We start from the raw sequence: 23,529 nt of genomic DNA, 5'->3' as shown, positions 1-23,529 counted from the left end.
TCTTTTTTAGAAGAGCATCCATACTGATTTTGTGACCATCGGATAATTGATCCTCAATCAAATGAACCAGATGTTTATCATAATCACTGATTATCTCTGTGATGCTCAGGGCAAATCGATTATAGCGAGGGATCTCAATACGCCTGGCTTTCAGAAGATCGAATACATCCTGTAAAATCTGTTTTGGTGGGTAACGACGGGCAACGCGATCATGGATGCTCTCCCTGAACAATATTTTTGCCTCTTCATCAAAGGGTTTTATCGCTAGATATTCCCGAATTATCTGTTTGTGGTAATTAAACGTCCGCTGATTATATTGTGTTAGTTGCACCTCATTGCTGTCAAAGCCGTATTGGAGACATATCACCTTGAGATCAGTTTCATAAAACTGTCTTGGCTGGTAGAATCGCGCTCCTGCCAGGCAATACCCAAACAATAAAATAAATCCCACTTTATTGGTGATGCTATCCACGCTTTTCAGCCAAACTGCTAACTCTGGTGGTAAACAAAAATATTTATTTTGTTCATCCGGTGAAAAATTTGGTGGGGTATTAAAAATAATTTGTTCTGCTGGGGTCAGTATTTCAAGCTTTGCCATTAAGGTACATCCAGGACATCAAATTTAATTCTTTTAACGCTCGTTTTATCAGGCTAGAAAATATAGCATATTGGTACGTTATAAACGATAATAAAATCTATGGTGTTATGCATGAAAATGACCTTAATACAAAAACGATAAAAATTGGATGAAATTTACATGATTTATGGATATGTTCGGGTGAGCACTCAAGATCAAAGTGTTGATAGTCAGAAAAATAGTATTAGTCGCTATTGTATTGATCAAAAACTAATGGTCGATGAGTGGATAGCGCTGGAAATGTCTTCGCGAAAGTCCACAGCACACCGTCGTATCGATGAACTATTAAGTAAGTTATTACCAAATGATATCGTTATTGCTTCGGAATTATCACGACTAGGACGTTCCATCAAGGAAACACTTAACACAATAGAAACGATTATCCAGGATAAACAAGCAAGATTGATTCTGATTAAGCAAAACCTAGATTTAAACCCTGCTGCTAAAAATAATATGGCCAATAAAGTTCTAATCACCATTTTTTCTATGCTTGCTGAGTTAGAAAGAGATTTTATTTCGGAGCGCACAAAAGAGGGGCTTCGTGCACGTGCAGCCAAAGGTATAAAGCTTGGCAAACCTAAAGGTGTTATCCAAGCTTCGATGTATGATAAAGATAAAGAAAAGATTCTCCATCTTTATCAACTGGGAGTACCAATACAAAAAATAATCTCCACACATCTAGGCTATGGCAAGTACTTATCTCTGAAATCTTATATAAATAAGTTACCTCATATGATAAAATTATGAGCATTTTTATAGGTAAAAATTAGGATTGAGCATGTTTAATTCGTTTCATATCGATGGAGTAAAAGCATTTGATGAAAATAATTATGGAATAGCTAAAGATTTTTTTCTTCAAGCAATTGAAAAAAATCCAGAAGCAGCAGAAAGCTATTTTTATTTGGGGAAATGTTACTTTTTTTGTGATGAAAAGCAACAAGCTATTTCTCCTTTAAAAAAATTCATTGAATTAAGACAAAGTAATTCAGATGAAGTAGCCAATGTTTCTTATGCATTCGATTTATTAGGCCAGTGTTATGAAGGGGAAAACAAGGACACAGCTGCACTAAGATGTTACGAAACGGCCACTAAGATTTATCCATCCGGCGCTTCTGCCTGGAACAATATGGGTTTGCTCTATATAAAATCTGCTCTGCATTATCTTGAAACAGACTTAACAAACAGTGCTAAGCTGTTTAAAGGCGCGCTGGCTTTTATTAAAAATGCATTAGAAATATGTAGTGACAACCCTGTATTTTTACAAAGTGCAGCCAGTTGGTATGAACAATACATTGAAGTTCTTGAAAGAGTCGTTGAAGACGAAGATGCTGTACAGAAGAATATAGCAAGCAATTTTAGTTACGCAATACAATATTACCAAAAAGCATTATCAGTATGTCATGAACAAGACTTCGCATTAAGAAATATTATTTTATCTAACCTTACAGAATGTTTAGCGCAATATGGTCATCATTTGTATAAAAATAAAGATTATAAAAATGCACAAAAAACTTATTTAGAAGCAATGTATTTTGATCCAGAACACCTTATTGTCATTAATCAAATTGGAATGTCTCTTTTTAAACAGGATTGTTACCCTGAAGCAAGAAAGTACTTTTCGTCCATCTTGGAAAAAACAGAAGATAAACAAGAAATTGCGGATGCATGGTTAAATATTGCTTGTGCTTATAGATTAGAGAAAAAATGGGAGAAGGCTGAAGAAGCTCTTAGCCAAGCTAAGAAATTTGCACCTGAGGACTCTTCTATTACCGAGGAACAAATGAAGTTGAATGAATCAAAATTGGCAGCACTTCTTATATCTATACCTCAAACATTATTTGGCAGCTCAAATCCTGATTCTCAAGGTGCTGGAAGCAAAACAGTTCAAGAATCAAGTTTCCAATTTGAGTTTAACTAAAATTTTTTCAAGCATATTCAGTTCATTGCCAGTTTGGGCTGGATATGCGGTAAAACCCAATTTACGTACAAAATATCGTATCAGTCATGCCTACCTCATGGATGCCCCGTCTTATCATAAACCGCTTATTATCACAGATGCTGCCATTAATATCGCGCCTAATGCTGCTGAGAAGGCGGATATCTGTCAAAATGCGATTAATCTTTGGCGTGTATTGTTCGGAGAAAATAAAAAACCCAAAGTAGCTGTTCTTGCGGCCACAGAGCTGGTGAACCCCAAGATGGAAGCGACAGTCGATGCGGCCACCTTGTGTAAAATGGCCGACCGCGGACAAATCACCGACGGTATTCTTGATGGACCTTTAGCATTTGATAATGCGATTAACAAGCAGGCCGCAGACGATAAAGGAATTATATCACCGGTCGCGGGCGATGCTGATATTTTACTGGTCCCTGACATTGAGTCGGGTAACATTCTAGCGAAGCAGTTGACTTTTCTCGGGCATGCTGATGCTGGGGGTATTGTTTTAGGTGCCCGTGTACCCATTATTTTGACGAGTCGCGCTGATTCATTGCGAACTCGACTCCTATCCTGCGCCTTAGCAGTTAAAATGGCTGCAGCGCGCAAGGCTGGGAAGATAAAATGACAAACAAAATAGAAAACAGCATCCTGGTGATTAATACCGGCTCATCAAGTGTAAAATTTCAAGTCTTTTCAAGAACGCCTTCATTAGAACTTTTGGCGCAAGGCAAAGTATCTGATTTAGGAAGTAGCCCTTTATTTTCAGCAGTCAATGAAAGGCAAGAGTTTGCAGTTAATCAATCTGAAAAAATAGAGCTCCCTGCTGATTATGACCATGAAAAAGCGTTGCACTTCATCCTGCATTGGATTGAAGCACAAAACCAACATTGGCAGGTAGACACGGTAACACATCGAATCGTTCATGGTGGCACAAGATTTACCTCGAGTGTCATTATAACTCCTGAAGTGATGACCTATTTGCGGGAGTTGTGTCCTTTAGCGCCCTTACACCAACCGCATAATCTTATTGCAATTGATATGTTTAGCACGCTTAAGCCTGATTTAATGCAAATAGCTTGTTTTGATACGGCTTTTCATGCCAATCATGACCCTTTATTCACCGAATATGCCTTGCCGCAAACCATCCGTGATAAAGGGATTCGCCGTTATGGTTTTCATGGTCTTTCTTATGAATGGATAGCTCATTTTTTACGTAGGCATGAACCGGACTTGGCAAGAGGGCGCATTGTCGCGGCCCATCTTGGTAATGGCGCCAGTTTATGCGCCATGCACAATGGCATCAGCATGGATACCACCATGGGTATGACGGCACTTGACGGTTTACCGATGGGTACCCGCTGTGGAGCACTTGACCCAGGGGCTGTCATATATATGATTCGTGAGCTTAACTTATCTCCTGATGATGCAGAGTCTATCCTCTATCATGAATCAGGACTTCTTGGGTTATCAGACTGGACACACGATGTTCGTCTTTTGCAGGATAGTAATGAACCCAATGCACGATTTGCACTTGATTATTTTTGCATGAGAACAGCGCAATTGGCAGGTATGATGGTGGTAGCGCTGGGCGGTGTTGATGGCGTTGTGTTTACTGGTGGAATTGGCGAAAACTCAAATCTCATACGCGATACGATTCTCCGACACCTTGATTTTTTAAAACCTTTTGAAGTACACGTTATTCAGGCAAATGAAGAGCTAATGATGGCAATGCACACGATATCAGCTCTTGAAAATCATAAGGAGAAACACAGATGACTCATTTAAAAGGACTGATTGTTGGGGTGGCTAATAAAGACTCTATTGCCTGGGGATGTGCCAAAATCTTGCATGAAGCAGGTAACGAACTTGCTATTACTTATCAGAATGAAAAAACAAAAGAATATGTACAACCCCTGGTGAATAGTATTTCTTGCCCCATATTTATGCCGCTTGATGTGAGGGATGATGCACAACTGGAAGATTTATTTCACCGCATCAAAACCCATTGGGGAAAAATGGACTTTATCATTCATGCGATTGCCTTTGCACCAAAAAGTGATTTACAAGGCCGCGTGGTGGATTGCTCGCGCGATGGGTTCATAACAGCAATGGATATCTCCTGCCATTCCTTTATCCGATTAGCAAAAGCTGCTGAGTCACTGATGCGCGATGGAGGCAGTCTAATCACCATGAGTTACTATGGGGCAGAAAAGGTGGTAAAAAATTATAACCTAATGGGGCCGGTCAAAGCTGCATTAGAAACAACCGTGCGTTATTTAGCTATGGAGTTGGGTAGTAAAAAAATTAGGGTCAATGCCATCTCGCCAGGCCCTATTAATACGCGCGCAGCATCAGGCTTGTCTGACTTTGACCAATTGATGGAAAAAGCAGCTAATGAAGCGCCTCTTCATCAGTTAGTGACCATTGATGCAATTGGCGAAATGACCACTTTTCTTGTATCCCCAAAGGCCCAATACATCACGGGTCAAGTCATCTATGTAGATGGTGGTTATAATATTCGGGGTTGAGTGAAGCAAAAGATAGGGATAATGCTTGCAATCAAATGTGTTAGTTATGGCAAACTACTAGACGTTCATTTATCCTAAATGAGCTCAACTTCTTCTGCTTGAGGTCCTTTCTGTCCCTTACCCGCTTTAAACAGTACATTGGCACCTTCAGGAAGGGTCTTAAAGCCACTACTTTGAATGGCGCTAAAGTGAACAAAGTAATCTTTGCCGCTGTTTTCAATAAAACCAAAGCCCTTACTTTCGTTAAACCATTTTACCTTGCCACGTAATTTGTCTGCCATATATTTTCCTGCGCTTTTGAATTTAATCCATTAGTTTGATGTGATAGGATAAACTTTGTCAAGATGTGATTTTTTAAGAAAGTGACCCAATTAGGACTAATTATTTAGAAAGTGATGATACATTTTTTATAAAGCTTGAGCCGATCAAATAATCACTCGCTTATTCACCTATAATTAAGCGACTTGTTAGGATAAGGATGATGACTCTATTTTTAAGGATAGCCCATGACATTAAGTAATATATTGATTGCCAGCGACTTCTCAAAACATGCCGATTGGGCTTTGCAACGCGCCATTGATTTAGCAAAATCAAACCAGGCTAAGATTCATTTCCTCCATGTGGTAACACCACCGTTAAGTAGTGTTGTGCCAACTTCAGAAACTGAATTACAGCCTAATTTTTTGTCTAAGAAAAAAGAAATTGAAGAGAAGATTTTAAAGAAATTAAAAGATAATAAACTATCTAGCGTTTCTGTAGTATTGGGTAGGGCTATTGATGAGATCGTTAGGTATGCTGTTGAAAATCATTGTGAATTAATTATTGTAGGAGCCCATGGCCGTTACTATATTAATGATTATGTTTTAGGTACGACTTCTGGCTCCATTATTAGGCAAAGCAATGTTCCCGTAGTACTAATAAAAAAAGAACCTGATTTTTCTTATGAGCGGATACTGATAGCAACAGACCTTTCAGAAGCAAGTAAAGAGACGGTGCAATATACTTTTAATTGCTTTCCTAATGCTACTTTTCAGTTGTTACACATTGTTGATATTTATTATCGCCAATTCTTTAATCCAAGTGATTTAGATGAAGAATTCGTAGATCCTAAGCACCATAAAACAAAAGATATTTTTGAAAAATTGGATGATTTCCTTAGCGACTGTCAGGTTGATAAAAGCAAATTTGAGAAAAAAATTATTGGCGGCTACTATGCGGATGCGATTATTGAGCAAGCTAAGAAATGGAACGCTGATTTGTTGGCATTTGGCACACAGAGTAAATCGGGACTACATTATTTACTGATGGGGAGTGTTGCTAAACGAATTCTTCATCTTAGCCATGTAGATATGCTCGCTGTTCCTCCAAAAGCCACACCTTCATCGTGATTAAGAACAGAGGTTGAAATTTTTATTTTCCGACCTTTATTGAATTGCTTTCTGATCGCTCCATGATTATTTCAACTGCTCGGGTTGCTGCATCATGAAAGGGCTGAAAAATGACATCAACTCCTATGTTTTTTAATAATTCCATTTCGGAAGCGTGATGCGTGGTTACTGCGATGGAGATGTTGGCTTGCTTTAATGCTTCGGTCAAAATAATTCGGGGATCTTGATGGGTTACTCCAAGTACGTGTTGTGGAATCGTACAAATAATCCATTTCACCTGATTTAAAGGCAAGGAAGCGACAAACTCAATATCGCAAGCATCACCATAGATGGCGTCATAACCTTTAAACTCCCACTCTCTGACTTCATCAGGATTAAAATCAACTGCCAAGACGTTTATTTTTTTCTCAATTAATAATTTGGCTATCGCTTTACCAAAGCGGCCTAATCCAAAAATGACAATATCATAGTGGTTTTTGTTTGCTAAAGAATGAATTTCTATCTTTTCCCGATAGGGGATTGTACGTTCAAAAAAGGACAGAACTGGTTCTAACCAACGATAAAGCGTTTGTGAATAGGTTATCATGTACACTGAAAGCGCAATGGTAATCAGACCAACCAGTGTGACTAGCCCAAGAGACTCCGTTGAAACATGGCCTAAGGTTACCCCCATTGTCATAAATACCAAGGAGAATTCGCTGATTTGAGCCACCGTCAATCCGGCTAAAAAACCAGTACGTTTGCGATAACCCATTACGCCCATGATGGCCAATACAATCAATGGATTTCCAATCAAGACAAATAAAGAGAACACGATTGCCGGCGTCACTTGATGCCCAAGCTGGTTTAAACTCAATTGCGAGCCCAACGCAATAAAGAAAAAAAGTAATAGGAAGTCACGCAACGAAGAAAGTCTTGCCGCAATCGTGTCTCTGATGGGTGTTGAAGCCAATGAGATACCTGCAATCAGTCCTCCCAATTCTTTGCTAAAGCCAAAATAACTGCCTAACGTAGCCATGAGTGCTGCGAAGGCTATGGCAAAAATAATCAATAATTCCGGCGAATGAGCGATACGATTAACCAAAGGATTAGCCAGGTAGCGGATAAATACACCAACAAAGGTTAAAAGCGTTATACCGTATAAAAAAATCATTGCGATATGGGTTGTAAAACCGGCGGTGTTTTCCTGACGACCAATACCAAATGCCGATAAGGTTATCATGGCCAAAACAACTACCAGGTCTTGCACAATGAGAAAACCAATCGCAATACGGCCATGAAGCGAATCCACTTCATGTTTATCTGAAAGCAGTTTGACAATGATGATGGTACTGGAAAATGTCAGCGCAACCGACACATAAAGTGCAGTCACTGAATCCATGCCGAGGAATTTGGCAATAAAAAAACCAATCAAGGAAGTAAATAGGACTTGTCCAAGGCCGGTAGCTAAAGAAACCAGACCTAATGTCTTTATTAAATGCAGGTCTAGCTTCAGGCCGACAAGAAAAAGTAATACAGCAATTCCTAATTCAGCCAATAATTCAATGTGTTCATGGGACTGGACAATCCCCAGAAAGGCTGGGCCCACGAGAATGCCTACTATAATAAAACCAACAATCATTGGCTGGCGAAGCAGCAAACAGAAAAAACCTACAATGGTTGCCATCATGAGAAGCGAAGTTAACTCATAAAATGGCGAAGCATGTATTAATGACCAATCCATCATAGGACCTTGTCCCCATAGAGAGTATTTTCTCCTGCACTGGCGTGTCTTATAGTGCTTACCCTTAAGCGAAGTTGCTTTTCAATTTCAATCACGGCAAAAAAAACAGCTCCAGTTACAACGATGAGTACCCCATCCCAAAAAGGGATAGCTTCAGTAATAAATAGTGTCTGCAAAGGAGGGAAATAGGTGATTGCAAACTGTGCCACAGTAATCACGATAACTGCCATCCATACCACTTTGGTCCCTTGTACCCCTTTCCATGTAAGTGAGGTGGTATAAATGTTACGAATATAAAACAAGTGAAAAATTTCAAGTACAACCAGAGTGTTCAACGCGATTGTACGCGCTAACTCAAGTGAATACCCACGATCCAGTGCATAAAAATAGATGCCAAAAACGCCACAGATAAATAGAACGGAAACCAAAATAATATGCCATACCAAACCTCCAGTGAGCAAAGGTTCACTTCGAGGGCGAGGCGGGCGATGCATCGTTCCTTCTTCTGTAGGTTCAAAGGCTAGAGCAAGACCAAGCGTCACCGCAGTAATCAAATTAATCCATAAAATTTGAATGGGCGTTATGGGTAAACTTAAGCCTAAGAGCAGTGCCAGGATAATGGTCATTGCCTCACCCGCATTAGTAGGCAAGGTCCAGCTAATCACTTTTTTAAGATTATCATAAACGGTACGGCCTTCCCGAACAGCCGCGACAATAGAGGCAAAATTATCATCTGTCAGTATGAGCTCAGCGGCTTCTTTAGCCACTTCACTGCCTGTTTTGCCCATGGCAATTCCAGCATCCGCCCGCTTCAATGCTGGAGCATCATTCACCCCATCACCGGTCATAGCTACAGTCATACCATGCGATTGCAATGCCATGACCAGTCTTAATTTATGTTCAGGGCTGGTGCGAGCAAAAATATCGGTATCCAAGACTGCATTTCTAAGTGTCGCATCATTCATGTTATCCAAATCAATGCCCGTTAATACCTTGTCCAAATGTTTAAGTCCTATTTGCCGACCAATGGCAAGTGCGGTACTGGCATGATCTCCTGTAATCATTTTGACGGCAATTCCTGCAGCATGGCATTGTGCTACTGCCGCAATGGACTCAGGCCTTGGAGGGTCAATTAAGCCAACCATTCCAAGTAATGTCAAACTGCCCTCAACATCCGCAAATTCCAAAGCGGTATGCTCTGGCTTTGTTTTCTTGATTGCAAATGCCAGTACACGCTGTCCACGGGCCGCGATTTGCTCCATTTGCTCTTTCCAATATAGTTCATTTAAAGGTTGTATTTCACCCCAATGGGTTTGTTGATTTTGGCACATCTTCAAAACTTGTTCAGGAGCGCCTTTTACCAGGATCATCGCATGCTTTAAATGGTTATGATTTAAGGTAGCCATGAAGCGATGTCTGGCATCGAAAGGAATCACATCGGTACGTACCCACGATGCGTTTTCTTCTTTTAGAATCAGTCCTGTTTTACCGGCAAATGCGAGTAAAGCCCCCTCCATGGGATCGCCTTCTACAGTCCAGCTCCCTTCTTGTTCATGAAGTGTGGCATCATTACAAAGCAGTGCAGCACGTGCAAGTTTCTTAAGCAGAGGATGCTTGTTGCTATCAATCACTTCTTCGTTTAACGTAATCGTTCCTTGAGGTTCATAACCGATGCCATCCAAAATAAATAAGTGATTGCTGGTTAAGACCGAAGAGACGGTCATCTCATTTTGGGTCAGCGTACCGGTTTTATCGGTACAGATGACCGATACGGAGCCTAAGGTTTCAATGGCAGGTAGCCGGCGTACAATGGTGTGTCGTCGCGCCATGGCTTGCACGCCAATGGCTAGAGTAATTGAAAGAACTGCAGGAAGGCCTTCAGGGATAGCCGCAACCGATAAACCAACCATGACCATAAACAATTCACCAAACGGATAATGCTGGACAAAATAACCATAACCAAGAAGAATGGCGGCAATTAATAAAATGAATAAAGTGAGCCATTTTGCAAACAACCCCATTTGTAGAACTAATGGCGTAGTTAATGATTCTACTTGTGACAATAATCCACTAATACATCCAATTTGAGTCGTGGAGCCTGTTTCTACAACAATCCCTTTGCCTTGGCCATTAGTCACCAGGGTCCCGCTAAAGGCCATGCACGACCGGTCTCCTAATGCAGCATTCCTTGAAACAGGATGGATGTGTTTTTCAACGGGGACAGATTCGCCAGTAAGTATGGCTTCCTGAATAGTAAGACCATGAGATTTTATTAAGCGCACGTCGGCAGGAACCTTATCTCCTGCTTCCAACACAATAATATCCCCTGGAACAAGCTTCTCGCCGGCAATGCGTACTCGCTCACTATCCCTTACTACGGTAGCAGTAGGAGAAAGCATTTTTCGAATCGCATCCAGTGCTTTTTCTGCTTTTCCTTCCTGGATGAATCCTATCAGGGCATTGATGATAACAACAGCTAAAATAACCGCAGTATCTACCCAGTGTTGCAAGAAAAAAGTCACCAGGGCAGCCGCTAATAACACGTAGATGAGTATGTTATGAAACTGGAGTAAAAAGCGAAAAAAAGTGCTTGTTCTTTTAGGCTCTGGTAAGCGATTGAAGCCATAAACCTTTAATCTGCTTTGAGACTCCTCTTCGCTTAGACCAAGCTCTGTAGTATTTAATGTCGCGAGAATTGTTTCTTTGGATTGCTCATGCCAGCATGGTTCTGAGAGGATGTCTTGTTGTTGTTCTGCCATGATACTTTTTTCCCTGATTAATACGCTTTTACCGGTGAAACAAACCCAAGAGGCTTTAATGCCAGTAAGGAACAATCAATTTTCTGCAAAATGTTCTCTGCGGTATTGCCAATAATAAATCCCGATATACCCGTACGGGCGACAGTACCCATTACCAAAATATCGATTTTTTTATGAGTTATGATGGAGGGGATTACCTCTTCCGGTTGCCCTTTGGGATGCTCTATATGGTATTCAGCAGGAATTTTCGCTCGATTAATTAATTCTCGCAGCAGTAAACTATGAGCATGCTGCTCTTCAACGACCATTTTCTCGAGCTCATCTTCAGAGATTTTTATCCAAACACTGTCGCGTAAATAATTTTCCAGTACAAACCCCCAGCAAGAAAGGATGCTTAATTTCCCCTGATAAAAGGTGTTCAATGAATGCGAAAGCGCCAATAAACGAAGCGACAAATCTTGTGCTGCAGGCTCTTCATCTTTGGGGTCGATAGCGACTGCAATGCGAATATCTTGTAATGTGTGTTTCAGCGGGCGGTAAAGAAATACGGCACAAGGGCATTTGCGCAATAGTTCCATATCCAGTGCTTTAAAGCCTTTCATACCCTCGGGTGTTTCCGCTGCTTTAATGAGGAGGTCATGAGAATTTTTAAGAACATGGCGAATGATTCGGATATCTGGTGTCGTGCCACAATCTACTTCAATATCGATGGGGATTTTCTTTTTAGGAAAGCCGAGCCCTGATTTTGCAGATTGAATGGCTTTATTCATTTTATCAATTAGAGACTCTTCATAAGAAGCTTTATACTCACTCAGTGTGTCAGGAAAAGGAGGACAGGTAATTAAGATACGCAGTTGTGCTTCATTTTTAGAAGCTAATTTTAGTGCCAACTGTAAGGCTTCTGTTTCATCCTTCACTCCATGGCTAACAAATAAAATATTATGAAATCGTTGCATTACTTATTCCTCCTTGAAGCGGTTTTTTGAGAAAGCAACGATTCAGCATTGTGTTTGAACCATTGCTTTTGAGCCTCTTACATGTACTGGCCGCCATTCACATCCAGATTGGCCCCAGTGATAAAACCTGATGCAGAAGATGCCAAAAAGGCAACGGCTTCTGCAACATCTTGTGGGAGGCCTAAACGCCCAACCGGTATTGCTGAAATTATAGTATTTAATACGTCTTCTCGCATGGCGCTCAACATGGGCGTTTCAATATAGCCAGGGGAGATGGTATTCACTGTAATGCACTTGCTGGCTACTTCAAGCGCCAGGCTTTTGGTAAAGCCAAATAAAGCCGCTTTAGTCGCTGCGTAATTACATTGTCCAAACTGACCTTTACGTCCGTTAATGGAGGAAATGGAGATAATCCGTCCATATCCTTTTTCAAGCATTGCGGGTAAGGTATTTCTCGTCATATTAAATACGCTGGTTAAATTCGCATCCAATACAGATTGCCATTGCTCTAGCGACATCTTTTTTAAACTGGAATCCTGAGTTACCCCTGCATTGTTGACCAGTACGTCAATACGTCCATAACGCTCCATGACGAGCGAAACCAATTTTTCGCAATCATTAAACTGCGCGATATCCGCATACAGTATATCAATCTCAAACCCTACTTTTTGTTGTGCTTTCTGCCACTGAATTGCTTCTTCATGATTGCCATTTTTGAAGTAGCAGGCAATGACACAATAGTCTGTTGCTAATCGTTGGCAAATTGCAGTGCCAATTCCGCCTGTACCACCAGTAACAATAGCTATCTTTTTTTCCATGATTATCCTCCTTATTAAATTAGTTTGTCCCTATAAAAAAGTACTTTATGGCTAACGTTTGATTGATGCCCTTTTTAGCATTAAAAATCCAGCTAATCCTGATATAAAAGAACCAAGAACCACCCCAATTTTAACCATTGGCATTAAACTTGAGTCATTATTTTGGTAGGCTAACGTGCCAATAAAAAGACTCATGGTAAAGCCAACGCCACAAATGAGTGCAATGCCATAGACTTGAGTAAGGCTCACCTTATCTGCTTTAAGAATTTGCTTGAACTTAACAAAATAACCTAAAGAGATGAAAATGCCGAATTGTTTGCCAAGAAACAATCCTAATCCAACTCCGAGTACGATAGGATGAGTAAACATCGATACATCAAGTCCTATAAAGGTAACGCCTGCATTAGCAAATGCGAACAGAGGAAGAATTAAAAAAACAACCCAATGATGTAGGCCATCTTCCAAACGAGACAGCATGGATTGTTTCCCCTCATCAGGAATCGTCATGGCAATCACAATCCCTGCAAGGGTTGCATGAACGCCTGATTTTAATACCGCAATCCACAAAGCAGCTCCAAAAAGCATGAAGACCGAGATATGACGACATTTGAAATAATTTAAGCCAATCAAAATCAAAGTAAACAATAAAGCGAGTGAAAGCGAGAGTAATGATAAGTTCTCGGTATAAAATAATGCAATAATAATAATGGCTGCAATATCATCAAAAATAGCGATTGCGGTGAGTAAAATTTTAAGTGAAAAAGGAACGTTAGAGCCTAAAAGAGACACAATCCCTAAAGTAAAGGCAATATCGGTGGCAGTAGGGATTGCCCACCCTTTAAGGTACACTGGATTGTGAGCGTTAAAGAAAATAAATATTAATGCAGGAAATATCAATCCGCTTAATGCCGTAAGGGCAGGAACTAAAAGATTCGTTTTGTTACTTAAAATTCCGCGATTAATTTCCCGTTTTATTTCAAGACCAATTAATAAGAAATATATGGCCATTAATCCATCATTAATCCATAAAAGGAGCGGCTTTTTTATAGACAGACTTCCAACTGAAACATTGCCACTAATACTTAAAAAATGTTCATAACCAATACGATAAGGGGAGTTAGCAACAACTATTGCAAGTACTGCAGCAATGAATAATAGAGTCCCGCCAAGAGTTTCTAGGTTGTAAAAGGAATCCGATTTTTTCATGAATCTATTTTATAATTTATTAAAAAAATTAAGTGTACCCGGTATTGCTATTCGGTACAATTTGCGGTTCACAGGGATTTGATTTACATATCATTTCTACTATTATTATTGGGAGTCGATTATCCAGTGTATGACTCAATTGAGAAAAGAGGAATTTTTCTAATAACCGCTCATTATTCGGATGGTTTTAACATAGGGATTAAGCATGCCCCATCTTGGGACGATTATAACTGATTTGGCATGGCCCATTGGCTTGGTTATCGCTTGGATTTTTGGAGAAATTGGATTTCGATGGGCGAAACTACCTCATATCAGTGTTTATGCAATGATTGGCTTTATTCTTGCACCAACTCAAATGGGATTGTTACCAAAAAGCGAAACTTCATCCATTTTATTTTTAGCAAATATTGGTTTTGGACTGATTTTATTTGAATCTGGATATCGAATAAATTTACGATGGTTTTTTAATAACTTATGGATTCTTGCGACCAGTTTTGCGGAAGCGGCACTAACTTTTGTGTTTGTTTATCTGGTAACAAAATACTTTGGGTTAAATCAATCTAAAAGTCTGTTGTTAGCAGCACTTTCCACAGCCACCTCTCCGGCAACCATCATTCGCATAATTCATGAACAGCATAGTTCTGGACAAGTAACAGAGCGTATTCTTCATTTATCAGTATTAAATTGTATTTTTGCGGTATTTCTTTTTAAGGTTATTATTGGTTTGGTCATTTTTAGAAACTCTGGCGATTTATGGGACGCAATTTCTCATAGCTTAATTGTTCTATTAATCTCAACTAGCTTAGGAATCCTATTTGGAGTGGTTCTACCTACTCTTCTTAAAACTTTTAAAAATACTTGCAGTGACAACACACTCGCATTTTCAATTGCACTAATTTTATTAGTAGCTATAACACATTATTTTAAACTTTCCCCAGTACTAGCAACTCTAACCTTTGGGATTGTGTCTCGGCATGGTCGTATTGTATTTAACTCTTCTCAACGTGGATTTGGTACATTAGGCGATTTATTAACCGTTTTATTATTTGTATTTATTGCAGCACAAATCGATTGGCATCTAGTAGTGAACGGATGGGCTCTTGGATTATCTATTATTCTTGTTCGACAGTTAGCAAAAATTGGTGGCATTAGCTTACTTGCTTACTACAGTGGAATCTCCTTGAAAAAGGGGCTGCTTACAGGAGTTGCAATGGCGCCAATTTCTGTATTTGTCATCTTAATATTAGAACAAATTCGGTATATAGGGCTCAATTTAGTTGAAACACTAGCTCCACTTGCAATGGTTGCAATTAGTTTAGAAGTTATAGGTCCAATTATGGTTCAATATTCGTTTTATTTTGCAAAAGAAACTCCAGCAGCAAAGGAGAGATAAAATGCCTTTGGAGGTATTTAATGATTCCAAGCTCTTGACCATGGGTGTTGAGCTTGAATTGCAATTAGTTAGTCTTAGTGATTATGATTTAACTGATTCCAGTCCTGATTTGCTGGAATTATTAAAACGTCATCCATTTCCAGGCGCTTTTACGCCTGAAATAACTGAAAGCATGATCGAAGTTTCCACTGATGTTCATAGTGATTATGAGCAACTTTTAAAGCAATTGTTGGCTATTCGCGACAATTTAATATTAGCTGGAGATAAGTTGAATATTGGGATCTGTGGTGGTGGATCACATCCATTTCAATTATGGTCAGAGCGAAAAATATTTAACAAATTACGGTTTATAGAGGTATCTAAACTTTACGGGTACTTATCCAAGCAATTCACTATATTTGGTCTACATATTCATATTGGCTGTACTTCCGGAAAAGAAGCTCTTTTTCTACTTCATAGTTTGAATCGCTATATTCCACATTTTATTGCCCTATCTGCTTCTTCTCCTTTTGTACAGGGAAAGGATACTATGTTCAACTCCGCACGACTAAATTCCGTTTTTGCATTTCCTTTAAGCGGTCGAGCACCCTATGTATTAGATTGGGAACAATTTAATACATATTTCGCCAAAATGGAGCGAACTGGCATAGTTCATAGTATGAAAGACTTTTATTGGGATATTCGCCCAAAACCTGAGTTCGGAACAATTGAATTACGTGTTTGTGATACTCCCTTAACAGTAAATCGAGCCGCAGCTTTAGCTTCTTATTTGCAATCATTATGTGCCTATCTACTTGAAAGAGTAGAACCTCTTCCAACTGAAAATGATTATCTTGTATACAACTATAATCGATTTCAAGCGTGTCGGTTTGGATTGGAGGGGACCATTATTCACCCTAAAACATATACGCCAATATCGCTACGGGAAGATATACTGACTACGATACGTTTAATACAGTCACATGCTAAACAATTAAACGGTATGGGTGCCTTGGACCATATAAATAGAATTACCCATCAGGGAAGTGACGCGTCATTTTTGCGACAAACATTTATAGAGCAAACAAGTGTTGAAAGTATTGTGGATGCATCATTAAAACAATTTAGATTTTCGAAATAGGGCTTTTGCTACAAAATCTCAGATTAATCTCAAAAAATTTCCTGCTTTTATAATTTATTACTCGAAACATGATTTACAAGTCGGCTTAAAATTAATTGACTAACTTTAGTCTAAAATTATTACATGCAGGGTAGCTTTGAGGTTCTAAAGAGGAGTATATAAATGTATAAAAAAATTATAGTCGCATTTGATGACAGTGATACATCGTATTATGCGCTACAAGAAGCAATAAAATTAACAAAGGAAGCGAAAGCAGATTTACATATTATTCATGTTGTTGAAGAAAACTTCCTATTTCATGGAGGGCCGAGCTTTGATTATGGAGCTCTTAAAGCCGTATATAGAGAAGAAGGACAGCGAGTTTTAGATAAAGCAAAAAAAGTGATGGCCAGTCACTCCTCAATTAAATTTGAAGCCAAACTAATAGAGCTTATATCGTCTCAGGGGAGAATTGCCGAGGTTATAGCTGAAGAAGCAGCAAACTGGTCTGCAGATTTACTTGTTCTTGGCACACATGGCAGACGAGGATTTAGCCGATTATTCATTGGCAGTGTAGCCGAGAATACCGTACGCATTGCAACAACCCCTGTTTTACTCATCCGCAGTCCAGAAACCAGCTAATAAAAATTTGTTTGCCGTGAGTATCTCATCAATTGTTGCAAAGTAAATCGATTTTCTTTTTAACTACCCGAATAAAATTATTTACGGGAAATTTTTTTCTTTGCTAATAGCGATGCTTGATATGGGCTTAGAGCTATGCAAAAGATTAAGGTGATCACTACAGTACCCAAAGCAATGAAGATAGGGATTTTAAACCAAGGTGCAATGAGCATCTTGACGCCCACAAAGACTAAAATTAATGCAATTCCATATTTAAGGAGATGGAAACGACGATGCATATTAGCCAATAAAAAATATAATGCGCGTAATCCAAGTATTGCGAAAATATTCGAGGTAAAAATAATAAAGGGATCATTTGTTACTGCGAAAATAGCAGGAATGCTATCTACTGCAAAAATCAGATCACTGACTTCGACAAGAATCAATACAAGGAAAAGGGGGGTAACATACCATAATTGATTGTGGACGATAAAAAATCGTTCGCCTTGCAGTTCGTCAGTAATGCGCAGATGCTGGCGCATCCAACGAAGAACAGGATTTTTTGCGAGATCGGGTTCATGTTCGGCAAAGAAAGCCATTCTAATACCTGTAATTATCATCAAAAAGCCAAAGAGGTAGAGTACCCAGTGAAATTGATTCACTATCCATATACCCAGTAAGATAAGAATTAAGCGCATAACGATGGCACCGAGTACTCCATAGATTAGGACTCGTCGTTGATATTCTGCCGGGATGGAGAAATAACTAAAAATCATGAGAATAACGAACACATTGTCGATAGATAAAGATTTCTCGATGAGATATCCTGTGAGAAATTCCAGTGCTTTTTCATTAGCAATTTGTGTGTTGGACGTGTATACAAGATACCACCAAAAGAGCAGGTTAAAAATGAGTGCTAACATGAACCATACAATAGTCCAGGACAGAGCTTCTTTTGTTGAAACGCGATGTGCTTTTCGTCCGCTTAATAAAAACAGATCAATAGCAAGCATCATGACCACAAAGGCTAAAAAACCTAACCACATCCACCATTCACTGACTGTAGTCATCTGATCATTCTCTGACACGTAGTTAAATTAATCGGGTGTAGCGCCATAATCCACTTTAACATCGCCCCTGATTTTGCCAATTGAATGGCTTTTTTCATTTTGTCAATTAACGATTCTTCATAAGAAGTTTGGTATTCACTCAGTGTGTCAGGAAAAGGAGGGCACGTAATTAAAATACCCAGTTGTGCTTCGTTTTTAGAGGCTAATTTTAGTGCCAACTGTAAGGCTTCTGTTTCATCCTTCATTCCATGGCTTACAAATAGAATACTATGAAATCGTTGTATTAGTTATTCCTCCTTGAAACGAGTTTGTTTGAAAAGCAATGGTTCAGCATCGTGTTTGAACCATTGCTTTTAAGCCTCTTAAATGTACTGGCCGCCATTCACATCTAGATTAGCTCCGGTGACAAAACCTGAAGCAAGGGAGGCATAAATGCCCAACTGGTATTGCTGAAATTATAGTATTTAATACGTCTTCTCGCATGGAGCTTAGTATGACGCTCATTAATGACCGAATTTAAAACATTTATCTTTTACGAAGATGGATCCATTTTAAAAAGTAGTTATAGTAGATAGGACATAATTATGTTTGTATAGTGATAAGAGGATGTTTTTAAGGATATTCTTATGGATGACAATTTATATAAAGAGGCATTACTCAGGCTCGATAACGCCTCTACTCTCGCCTCTCTTGATCCAGAAGCAGTTGAAAAGTTAAAACATGCAAAAGCATGTCTTGAGGTGGCGATACCAGTACGAATGGACGATGGGCAATTAAAAATATTTACCGGTTATCGTGTCCATCATAATTCTATACGGGGCCCCACTAAAGGGGGCATTCGCTTCCATCCAGAAGTGAGTCTTTCTGAAATAAAAGCTTTAGCTTTCTGGATGACCATTAAGTGTGCTGTAGTTGGTATACCTTTTGGTGGTGCAAAAGGTGGCGTTATTGTTCATCCGAAACAATTATCACGCCTTGAATTAGAACGATTAAGCCGAAGTTATATTACATCCATAGCAGATTTTATTGGACCTGATTTAGATATTCCTGCCCCTGATATGTATACAAACGCTATGATTATGGGATGGATGATGGATGAATACTCTAAAATTGTCCGTCAAGCAACACCGGCTGTAATTACAGGGAAACCTTTACCGTTGGGTGGAAGCCAGGGCCGAGAAAGTGCTACAGGTTTAGGTGCTTATTATTGTATTAAAGAACTGGAAAAAATAAAAAAATGGCCTCCTCAAAAAATGCGCGTAGCTATTCAAGGTTTTGGAAATGCAGCACAACCGTTAGCGCAATTGTTATACCAAGATGGTTATAAACTTGTATCAGTTAGTGATTCCAGAGGCGGTATATATCGGGCACAAGGCTTTGATATTCCGAGTATTATTTATGCAAAAAACAAATTTGAACAGGTCCAAGCTGTTTATTGTGAAGATTCAGTTTGCCAAATGGTTAAAGCAACTCAGATAACTAATGAAGAGCTTTTAGAATTAAAAGTTGATATTTTAATTTTGGCGGCACTTGAAAACCAAATAACTAAAGAAAATGCGGAAAGAATAAAAGCACCTATCATTATTGAGGTTGCTAATGGACCTACTACAGCAGATGCCGATGATATTTTAAAGAGAAAAAATATTCTCGTCGTGCCCGACGTTTTAGCTAATGCAGGCGGGGTTACGGTAAGTTATTTTGAATGGGTTCAGAATAAATCAGGCTACTATTGGACCTTAGCACAGGTCCAAAGACGTTTGCGTGCTATCATATCAAGAGAATTTAACAAAGTTTTTGAGTTACAGGAAGCTTATCAAGTTGACCTGCGTACTGCTGCTTATATTCATGCATTAAATCGACAGGCGGAAGCTGTCACAGCCCAAGGGACTCATGATTATTTTTCCGAGTCTTATTGAAAAAATTATTTCTGGAAATCATTATAAGGGATTGTTTTAACTGCAAAGATTGAGTTTTTATTTGCAAGGAAATATGGCGGCGTAATTGATGATAGGCTCCGTTTCGATTTAATACAGCTTGTACGGATTGGAGTTTCATTACATCGCTAATGTAATCTAACAAATAATCACTCATTAAAACCGAATTCATATCCCATAACACAAGTTTGGTTGGATTGCTCAATGCATTGCAGCTCCATTTGCTTTAATTTGTTTCTCCAACAAACAATGAAGCTAAAAGTGACTTTTTCATAATAACGTTAAGAGTTTTGATCCATATTCTATCTGTCAACCTAAAATTAATGTCCTATTATTAATTCAAGGAGGATAAATACTATTCATACACTTGGGTTTTGAATACATATGATTTTTTATGGCCAATCAAATACTAAGGGTGAATTATGGAAAAAATATTCTTGGCAGTTCTTACGACATTACAAACATCATGGGCATATAGCTCTGATTATTATGGGCCAACCCTCTGTATTTACCCTCAGTATGATTGCTTAAAAGTAGCTCATGGTCATAGTTGGGAAAATCTTTTTCCAGATCCACAACAACGTGATTTAGTTCAGCGGTTGAATCGCAGTTACAATACTCTTTGGCCTGGTAAAGAAATTGCAGTTCCCGTTAATTTGGCGAATTTAAACCTCTTTGATATTTCCCCTTTCCAATTAAAAGTTGATGCTGACGGAGAAAAGCAAATTATTGTTGATCAGGAAAAACTGGCTTGGGCTGCGTATAATCACCAGGGGCATTTAGTAAAATGGGGACCTATCTCTTCCGGTCGTGACAAATGTGTGGATAGCCCAAAATCCTGCAGAACACTCACTGGGATATTCCGTATTTTTAGTAAAGAAAATGAACAGTGTCGATCCAACACCTATGATAATGCTAAGATGCCTTATTGTATGTATTTCCATAAAGGATTTGCTCTTCATGGCTCTAATGATATTCCAGGATACCGCGCGAGTCATGGATGTGTTCGTCTATTTACAGACGATGCCAAGTGGTTAAATCATGAGTTCATTGAATTATCCAGCGAAAATAATGATTTTCTGGGAACTAAGGTCATAATAAAGCCCTTACTTACCAATTCAACGATTCCAACTAAGACCAAAAGGTAATTTTGCTTAATGAAAATTAAAATAGCCCTCATCATAAGTAAATGTGCTCACGATAGCAGTAATTGCACTAGACGCTATAGGTAAACAATGCAATATTTTGGATTATTCTGGCGATTTTATTCCTGAGAGTGCAGAATAACTTGTATTGCTTAAGCAGAATTATTATTAAAGATTTTTAAAAATGACTGAATGTTAATGATGGAAAAAAACCGTGATGTAAAACAACAACTCAATGAATGTCTTGAGGTTCTAACACAGATTTTAGGTGCGGATCTTTTGGGCGTTTATCTTTATGGTTCATATCTTGTAGGTGGTTTGCAAAAATACAGTGACATTGATTTATTTGTTGTAACAAATCGTACCACAACGTCAAAAGAAAAGATGGAGTTGACTAACCATCTTCTCCAAATATCAGGCATTTACATGAAAAGTACAAAACCACCTATAGAAATGACCCTTGTGGAAAGGGTAGCTATTAATCCCTGGCATTATCCACCCCTTTTTGATTTTCAATATGGCGAATGGCTTCGCTCATTATTTGAAGTGGGAAATTTTGAACCATGGTCGGATCGTGAAATGCCAGATCTTGCGCTGATTATCACGCAGGTCTTATTGAAGAGTCATACATTGATGGGGGAAAGCCCTGAGCAACTATTAGACCCGGTCCCATATAGCGACTTTATAACAGCGATGCTTCATGATCTTGATAGACTTTCGGCGGAACTTGAACAGGACACTCGAAATGTATTACTAACCTATGCACGGATTTGGAGTACATTACAAACTAATGAGATTCGATCGAAACCTATAGCCGCCGATTGGGTGATTGATCGCCTACCTAAGATGTATCAGCCCGTGATGAACAGAGCGAAACACATATGCATTGGTTTGGAAGATGAATATTGGGATGATATTAATGTGCTGGTAAAACCCTGTGCTGATTTTATATTAAGAAGAATTATCGATCAAAAGTTATCAATAAATCTAAATGATCCTTGCACCTTAATAAAATTAGCCTAGGTAGAGGGCAGGAGACTAAGATTTCTACCTTTAGTATGATTTCATTAAGGTTCATTCAGTCATTTCCAGGTATTTTGCTACATTGCTACACACCATCAAATCATTAAAACTATCTAGATGAAATACTTCATGAAATCATAGAGTAACGCATTTTCTGTTATAATTTCGATCAATTTTTTGTAGCAAAAAAATTGCTACTGTATTGCTACGACATGCTACATTCTAAAGACTGTAAAACACATCCTGAAATAGGCAAAAGAGGGTGTCACCAGCACCTATCTAGGTTTTAAGCCTTCGTCATTTTTGGCCTTTGCAAATACAGGCTTTTTTATATAAAATAGTGATAAATCAGGGTGTTAATGAGAATTTGATGGCACGTGAAGGAAAAGCAAAGGTTTTGAGTGAAGCCGAATTTAAATTGGTGCTTCTGGTCGCAAAGGTAGGCAAATTTGCAACACGTAATACAGCGCTCGTTTATTGTCTCGTTCGGTTTAGGTTTACGTCGCCAAAGAAATTGCCTCCTTAACCATTGCCGATGTGGCCAATGTACAATACCAATTGCTCGATGAGATTTGTTTAAAACGCTCTATGACCAAAGGTGAGAAACAACGCCATGTGTATTTGACACATAAAAAAATACGCGATGTCTTGCAAGCGCATGTAAATGAGTTAAAAGACACACCACGCCATAAAGCCTTGTTTCAAACACAACGCAAAAGCCGCTTCACCGCCAACACCTTACAAAAATGGTTCAAATCCCTTTACGATAAAGCAGGGATTCACGGGGCAAGTTCCCATTCGGGACGACGCACCTTCATCACCCGCCTCATTGAACAAGGCGCGGACATTAAAGCGGTATCGCGCCTTGCAGGACATGCCAACATTGTCACCACCGCCATTTATGTGGAAGACAATCCTGAGCGACTAAAACGAATCGCGAACCTGGCGCTCTTTTAATGAGCCCCTGGTTCACCACCTTGCCCTTTTTGCATTTAATTAATTGGGCACCGAAGGATACGTATCATACTGCCCGCTTTGAAAAAGATATGCGCTATTATGTGATTCGTTTAAGCAAGGATTTATTAGACGACTGGGTAATCACCTTAATCAATGGTCGCATTAAAACCAAGCTCGGACAAATCCGCACGCTGGCCTTTGCCAATTTCAGTGACGCGTTTGCGAATTCAAACCCCTTCGGTTCCAACCTCGAAGGAAAGAATTACGAGACAATATCAGCGAGCGGTGTTCAATTGTAGATGCCTTGTTAAAAAATCCAACAAAAATAACCGG

General features: G+C 39.1%; 23 protein-coding genes and 2 pseudogenes. 14 read left to right on the top strand and 11 right to left on the bottom strand.

Annotated features, from left to right (window positions below):
- On the bottom strand, positions 1 to 598 hold a 598-nt coding region (locus tag LDG_RS02425; protein WP_040534202.1), incomplete at its 3' end, for a DUF4158 domain-containing protein.
- Between the two features lie 159 nt (positions 599 to 757).
- On the opposite strand from LDG_RS02425, the gene LDG_RS02420 reads away from it, so the two are divergent.
- From LDG_RS02420 to fabI, 5 genes and pseudogenes are all read left to right on the top strand, one after another.
- Positions 758 to 1,384: a recombinase family protein gene (locus tag LDG_RS02420; RefSeq protein WP_006869523.1), complete on the top strand. Its 627-nt coding sequence runs from the start codon at positions 758 to 760 to the stop codon at positions 1,382 to 1,384.
- Between the two features lie 31 nt (positions 1,385 to 1,415).
- Positions 1,416 to 2,555: a tetratricopeptide repeat protein gene (locus LDG_RS02415; RefSeq protein ID WP_006869522.1), complete on the top strand. Its 1,140-nt coding sequence runs from the start codon at positions 1,416 to 1,418 to the stop codon at positions 2,553 to 2,555.
- A gap of 61 nt (positions 2,556 to 2,616) precedes the next feature.
- Positions 2,617 to 3,201, top strand: a pseudogene (locus tag LDG_RS02410) (bifunctional enoyl-CoA hydratase/phosphate acetyltransferase); the annotation flags it as partial.
- A complete protein-coding gene (locus LDG_RS02405) occupies positions 3,198 to 4,352 on the top strand; it encodes an acetate/propionate family kinase (protein WP_006869520.1) in 1,155 nt (384 codons plus the stop codon). The pseudogene LDG_RS02410 and the gene LDG_RS02405, both read left to right, overlap by 4 nt.
- Positions 4,349 to 5,104 carry an enoyl-ACP reductase FabI gene (gene fabI / locus LDG_RS02400; protein ID WP_006869519.1) on the top strand — a complete coding sequence of 252 codons (756 nt, stop codon included), beginning with the start codon at positions 4,349 to 4,351 and terminating at the stop codon, positions 5,102 to 5,104. The genes LDG_RS02405 and fabI overlap by 4 nt, the downstream gene beginning before the upstream one ends.
- Positions 5,105 to 5,178: 74 nt before the next feature.
- On the opposite strand, the gene LDG_RS02395 is transcribed toward fabI, so the two are convergent.
- On the bottom strand, positions 5,179 to 5,385 hold the full coding sequence (locus LDG_RS02395) for a cold-shock protein (protein ID WP_006869518.1): 207 nt from the start codon (positions 5,383 to 5,385) through the stop codon (positions 5,179 to 5,181).
- 225 nt (positions 5,386 to 5,610) lie between these two features.
- Here LDG_RS02395 and LDG_RS02390 point away from each other — a divergent pair, with 225 nt between their 5' ends.
- A complete protein-coding gene (locus LDG_RS02390; protein WP_006869517.1) occupies positions 5,611 to 6,492 on the top strand; it encodes a universal stress protein in 882 nt (293 codons plus the stop codon).
- 22 nt (positions 6,493 to 6,514) lie between these two features.
- On the opposite strand, the gene LDG_RS02385 is transcribed toward LDG_RS02390, so the two are convergent.
- The 5 genes from LDG_RS02385 to nhaA form a co-directional block, all read right to left on the bottom strand.
- Positions 6,515 to 8,218, bottom strand: a complete 1,704-nt coding sequence (locus LDG_RS02385) for a cation:proton antiporter (protein ID WP_040534201.1) — start codon at positions 8,216 to 8,218, stop codon at positions 6,515 to 6,517.
- Positions 8,215 to 10,974 carry a cation-transporting P-type ATPase gene (locus tag LDG_RS02380; protein ID WP_006869515.1) on the bottom strand — a complete coding sequence of 920 codons (2,760 nt, stop codon included), beginning with the start codon at positions 10,972 to 10,974 and terminating at the stop codon, positions 8,215 to 8,217. Before LDG_RS02380 ends, LDG_RS02385 begins: the two co-directional genes overlap by 4 nt.
- Before the next feature lie 17 nt (positions 10,975 to 10,991).
- The gene (locus LDG_RS02375) at positions 10,992 to 11,930 is read right to left on the bottom strand and encodes a universal stress protein (RefSeq protein ID WP_006869514.1); all 939 of its coding nucleotides are present in this window, start codon (positions 11,928 to 11,930) and stop codon (positions 10,992 to 10,994) included.
- 77 nt (positions 11,931 to 12,007) lie between these two features.
- The gene (phbB, locus tag LDG_RS02370; RefSeq protein ID WP_006869513.1) at positions 12,008 to 12,748 is read right to left on the bottom strand and encodes an acetoacetyl-CoA reductase; all 741 of its coding nucleotides are present in this window, start codon (positions 12,746 to 12,748) and stop codon (positions 12,008 to 12,010) included.
- A 51-nt stretch (positions 12,749 to 12,799) separates the two neighbouring features.
- The gene (gene nhaA, locus LDG_RS02365; RefSeq protein WP_006869512.1) at positions 12,800 to 13,954 is read right to left on the bottom strand and encodes a Na+/H+ antiporter NhaA; all 1,155 of its coding nucleotides are present in this window, start codon (positions 13,952 to 13,954) and stop codon (positions 12,800 to 12,802) included.
- A 205-nt stretch (positions 13,955 to 14,159) separates the two neighbouring features.
- On the opposite strand from nhaA, the gene LDG_RS02360 reads away from it, so the two are divergent.
- The 3 genes from LDG_RS02360 (at position 14,160) to LDG_RS02350 (ending at position 17,088) form a co-directional block, all read left to right on the top strand.
- Positions 14,160 to 15,347, top strand: coding sequence for a cation:proton antiporter (locus LDG_RS02360; RefSeq protein WP_006869511.1), 1,188 nt, complete (start codon positions 14,160 to 14,162; stop codon positions 15,345 to 15,347).
- Position 15,348: 1 nt separating this feature from the next.
- Complete coding sequence (locus LDG_RS02355; RefSeq protein WP_006869510.1) at positions 15,349 to 16,467, top strand: YbdK family carboxylate-amine ligase; 1,119 nt, start codon at positions 15,349 to 15,351, stop codon at positions 16,465 to 16,467.
- A 162-nt stretch (positions 16,468 to 16,629) separates the two neighbouring features.
- Positions 16,630 to 17,088, top strand: a complete 459-nt coding sequence (locus LDG_RS02350) for a universal stress protein (protein WP_006869509.1) — start codon at positions 16,630 to 16,632, stop codon at positions 17,086 to 17,088.
- Between the two features lie 77 nt (positions 17,089 to 17,165).
- On the opposite strand, the gene LDG_RS02345 is transcribed toward LDG_RS02350, so the two are convergent.
- The 3 genes and pseudogenes from LDG_RS02345 to LDG_RS20005 form a co-directional block, all read right to left on the bottom strand.
- On the bottom strand, positions 17,166 to 18,137 hold the full coding sequence (locus LDG_RS02345) for a TerC family protein (protein ID WP_006869508.1): 972 nt from the start codon (positions 18,135 to 18,137) through the stop codon (positions 17,166 to 17,168).
- Positions 18,134 to 18,382 (bottom strand): hypothetical protein, encoded by a 249-nt coding sequence (locus tag LDG_RS02340; protein ID WP_006869507.1) that lies wholly within the window; start codon positions 18,380 to 18,382, stop codon positions 18,134 to 18,136. The genes LDG_RS02345 and LDG_RS02340 overlap by 4 nt, the downstream gene beginning before the upstream one ends.
- 117 nt (positions 18,383 to 18,499) lie before the next feature.
- Positions 18,500 to 18,632 (bottom strand): annotated as a pseudogene (locus LDG_RS20005) (acetoacetyl-CoA reductase); the annotation flags it as partial.
- Positions 18,633 to 18,763: 131 nt separating this feature from the next.
- On the opposite strand from LDG_RS20005, the gene LDG_RS02335 reads away from it, so the two are divergent.
- Positions 18,764 to 20,053: a Glu/Leu/Phe/Val family dehydrogenase gene (locus LDG_RS02335; RefSeq protein ID WP_006869506.1), complete on the top strand. Its 1,290-nt coding sequence runs from the start codon at positions 18,764 to 18,766 to the stop codon at positions 20,051 to 20,053.
- On the opposite strand, the gene LDG_RS20655 is transcribed toward LDG_RS02335, so the two are convergent.
- A complete protein-coding gene (locus LDG_RS20655; RefSeq protein ID WP_006869505.1) occupies positions 20,010 to 20,276 on the bottom strand; it encodes a Tn3 family transposase in 267 nt (88 codons plus the stop codon). The genes LDG_RS02335 and LDG_RS20655 overlap by 44 nt on opposite strands.
- 217 nt (positions 20,277 to 20,493) lie before the next feature.
- On the opposite strand from LDG_RS20655, the gene LDG_RS02330 reads away from it, so the two are divergent.
- From LDG_RS02330 to LDG_RS02315, 4 genes are all read left to right on the top strand, one after another.
- On the top strand, positions 20,494 to 21,219 hold the full coding sequence (locus tag LDG_RS02330) for a L,D-transpeptidase (protein ID WP_006869504.1): 726 nt from the start codon (positions 20,494 to 20,496) through the stop codon (positions 21,217 to 21,219).
- Positions 21,220 to 21,414: 195 nt separating this feature from the next.
- Positions 21,415 to 22,239 carry an aminoglycoside adenylyltransferase family protein gene (locus tag LDG_RS02325; protein WP_006869503.1) on the top strand — a complete coding sequence of 275 codons (825 nt, stop codon included), beginning with the start codon at positions 21,415 to 21,417 and terminating at the stop codon, positions 22,237 to 22,239.
- A 537-nt stretch (positions 22,240 to 22,776) separates the two neighbouring features.
- A complete protein-coding gene (locus LDG_RS02320) occupies positions 22,777 to 23,196 on the top strand; it encodes a tyrosine-type recombinase/integrase (protein ID WP_006869501.1) in 420 nt (139 codons plus the stop codon).
- Complete coding sequence (locus LDG_RS02315; protein WP_006869500.1) at positions 23,196 to 23,495, top strand: hypothetical protein; 300 nt, start codon at positions 23,196 to 23,198, stop codon at positions 23,493 to 23,495. The genes LDG_RS02320 and LDG_RS02315 overlap by 1 nt, the downstream gene beginning before the upstream one ends.
- The last annotated feature ends 34 nt before the right edge of the window (positions 23,496 to 23,529 follow it).

The sequence above is a fragment of the Legionella drancourtii LLAP12 genome, from assembly GCF_000162755.2.
Classification (GTDB): Bacteria; Pseudomonadota; Gammaproteobacteria; order Legionellales; family Legionellaceae; genus Legionella; species Legionella drancourtii.
The sequence above is the reverse complement of the archived record's forward strand: the minus strand, read 5'-3'. Positions and strand labels throughout refer to the sequence as shown.

What these genes read in the sequence shown, in the direction of transcription:
- LDG_RS02385 (WP_040534201.1), bottom strand. Translation starts at nt 8,218, where the DNA reads ATGATGGATTGGTCATTAATACATGCTTCGCCATTTTATGAGTTAACT.
- LDG_RS02415 (WP_006869522.1), top strand. Translation starts at nt 1,416, where the DNA reads ATGTTTAATTCGTTTCATATCGATGGAGTAAAAGCATTTGATGAAAAT.
- LDG_RS02420 (WP_006869523.1), top strand. Translation starts at nt 758, where the DNA reads ATGATTTATGGATATGTTCGGGTGAGCACTCAAGATCAAAGTGTTGAT.
- LDG_RS02390 (WP_006869517.1), top strand. Translation starts at nt 5,611, where the DNA reads ATGACATTAAGTAATATATTGATTGCCAGCGACTTCTCAAAACATGCC.
- LDG_RS02405 (WP_006869520.1), top strand. Translation starts at nt 3,198, where the DNA reads ATGACAAACAAAATAGAAAACAGCATCCTGGTGATTAATACCGGCTCA.
- LDG_RS02350 (WP_006869509.1), top strand. Translation starts at nt 16,630, where the DNA reads ATGTATAAAAAAATTATAGTCGCATTTGATGACAGTGATACATCGTAT.
- LDG_RS02315 (WP_006869500.1), top strand. Translation starts at nt 23,196, where the DNA reads ATGAGCCCCTGGTTCACCACCTTGCCCTTTTTGCATTTAATTAATTGG.
- LDG_RS02340 (WP_006869507.1), bottom strand. Translation starts at nt 18,382, where the DNA reads ATGAAGGATGAAACAGAAGCCTTACAGTTGGCACTAAAATTAGCCTCT.
- LDG_RS02375 (WP_006869514.1), bottom strand. Translation starts at nt 11,930, where the DNA reads ATGCAACGATTTCATAATATTTTATTTGTTAGCCATGGAGTGAAGGAT.
- LDG_RS02345 (WP_006869508.1), bottom strand. Translation starts at nt 18,137, where the DNA reads ATGACTACAGTCAGTGAATGGTGGATGTGGTTAGGTTTTTTAGCCTTT.
- LDG_RS02380 (WP_006869515.1), bottom strand. Translation starts at nt 10,974, where the DNA reads ATGGCAGAACAACAACAAGACATCCTCTCAGAACCATGCTGGCATGAG.
- phbB (WP_006869513.1), bottom strand. Translation starts at nt 12,748, where the DNA reads ATGGAAAAAAAGATAGCTATTGTTACTGGTGGTACAGGCGGAATTGGC.
- LDG_RS02355 (WP_006869510.1), top strand. Translation starts at nt 15,349, where the DNA reads ATGCCTTTGGAGGTATTTAATGATTCCAAGCTCTTGACCATGGGTGTT.
- LDG_RS02395 (WP_006869518.1), bottom strand. Translation starts at nt 5,385, where the DNA reads ATGGCAGACAAATTACGTGGCAAGGTAAAATGGTTTAACGAAAGTAAG.
- LDG_RS02325 (WP_006869503.1), top strand. Translation starts at nt 21,415, where the DNA reads ATGATGGAAAAAAACCGTGATGTAAAACAACAACTCAATGAATGTCTT.
- LDG_RS02335 (WP_006869506.1), top strand. Translation starts at nt 18,764, where the DNA reads ATGGATGACAATTTATATAAAGAGGCATTACTCAGGCTCGATAACGCC.
- LDG_RS02360 (WP_006869511.1), top strand. Translation starts at nt 14,160, where the DNA reads ATGCCCCATCTTGGGACGATTATAACTGATTTGGCATGGCCCATTGGC.
- nhaA (WP_006869512.1), bottom strand. Translation starts at nt 13,954, where the DNA reads ATGAAAAAATCGGATTCCTTTTACAACCTAGAAACTCTTGGCGGGACT.
- LDG_RS02330 (WP_006869504.1), top strand. Translation starts at nt 20,494, where the DNA reads ATGGAAAAAATATTCTTGGCAGTTCTTACGACATTACAAACATCATGG.
- fabI (WP_006869519.1), top strand. Translation starts at nt 4,349, where the DNA reads ATGACTCATTTAAAAGGACTGATTGTTGGGGTGGCTAATAAAGACTCT.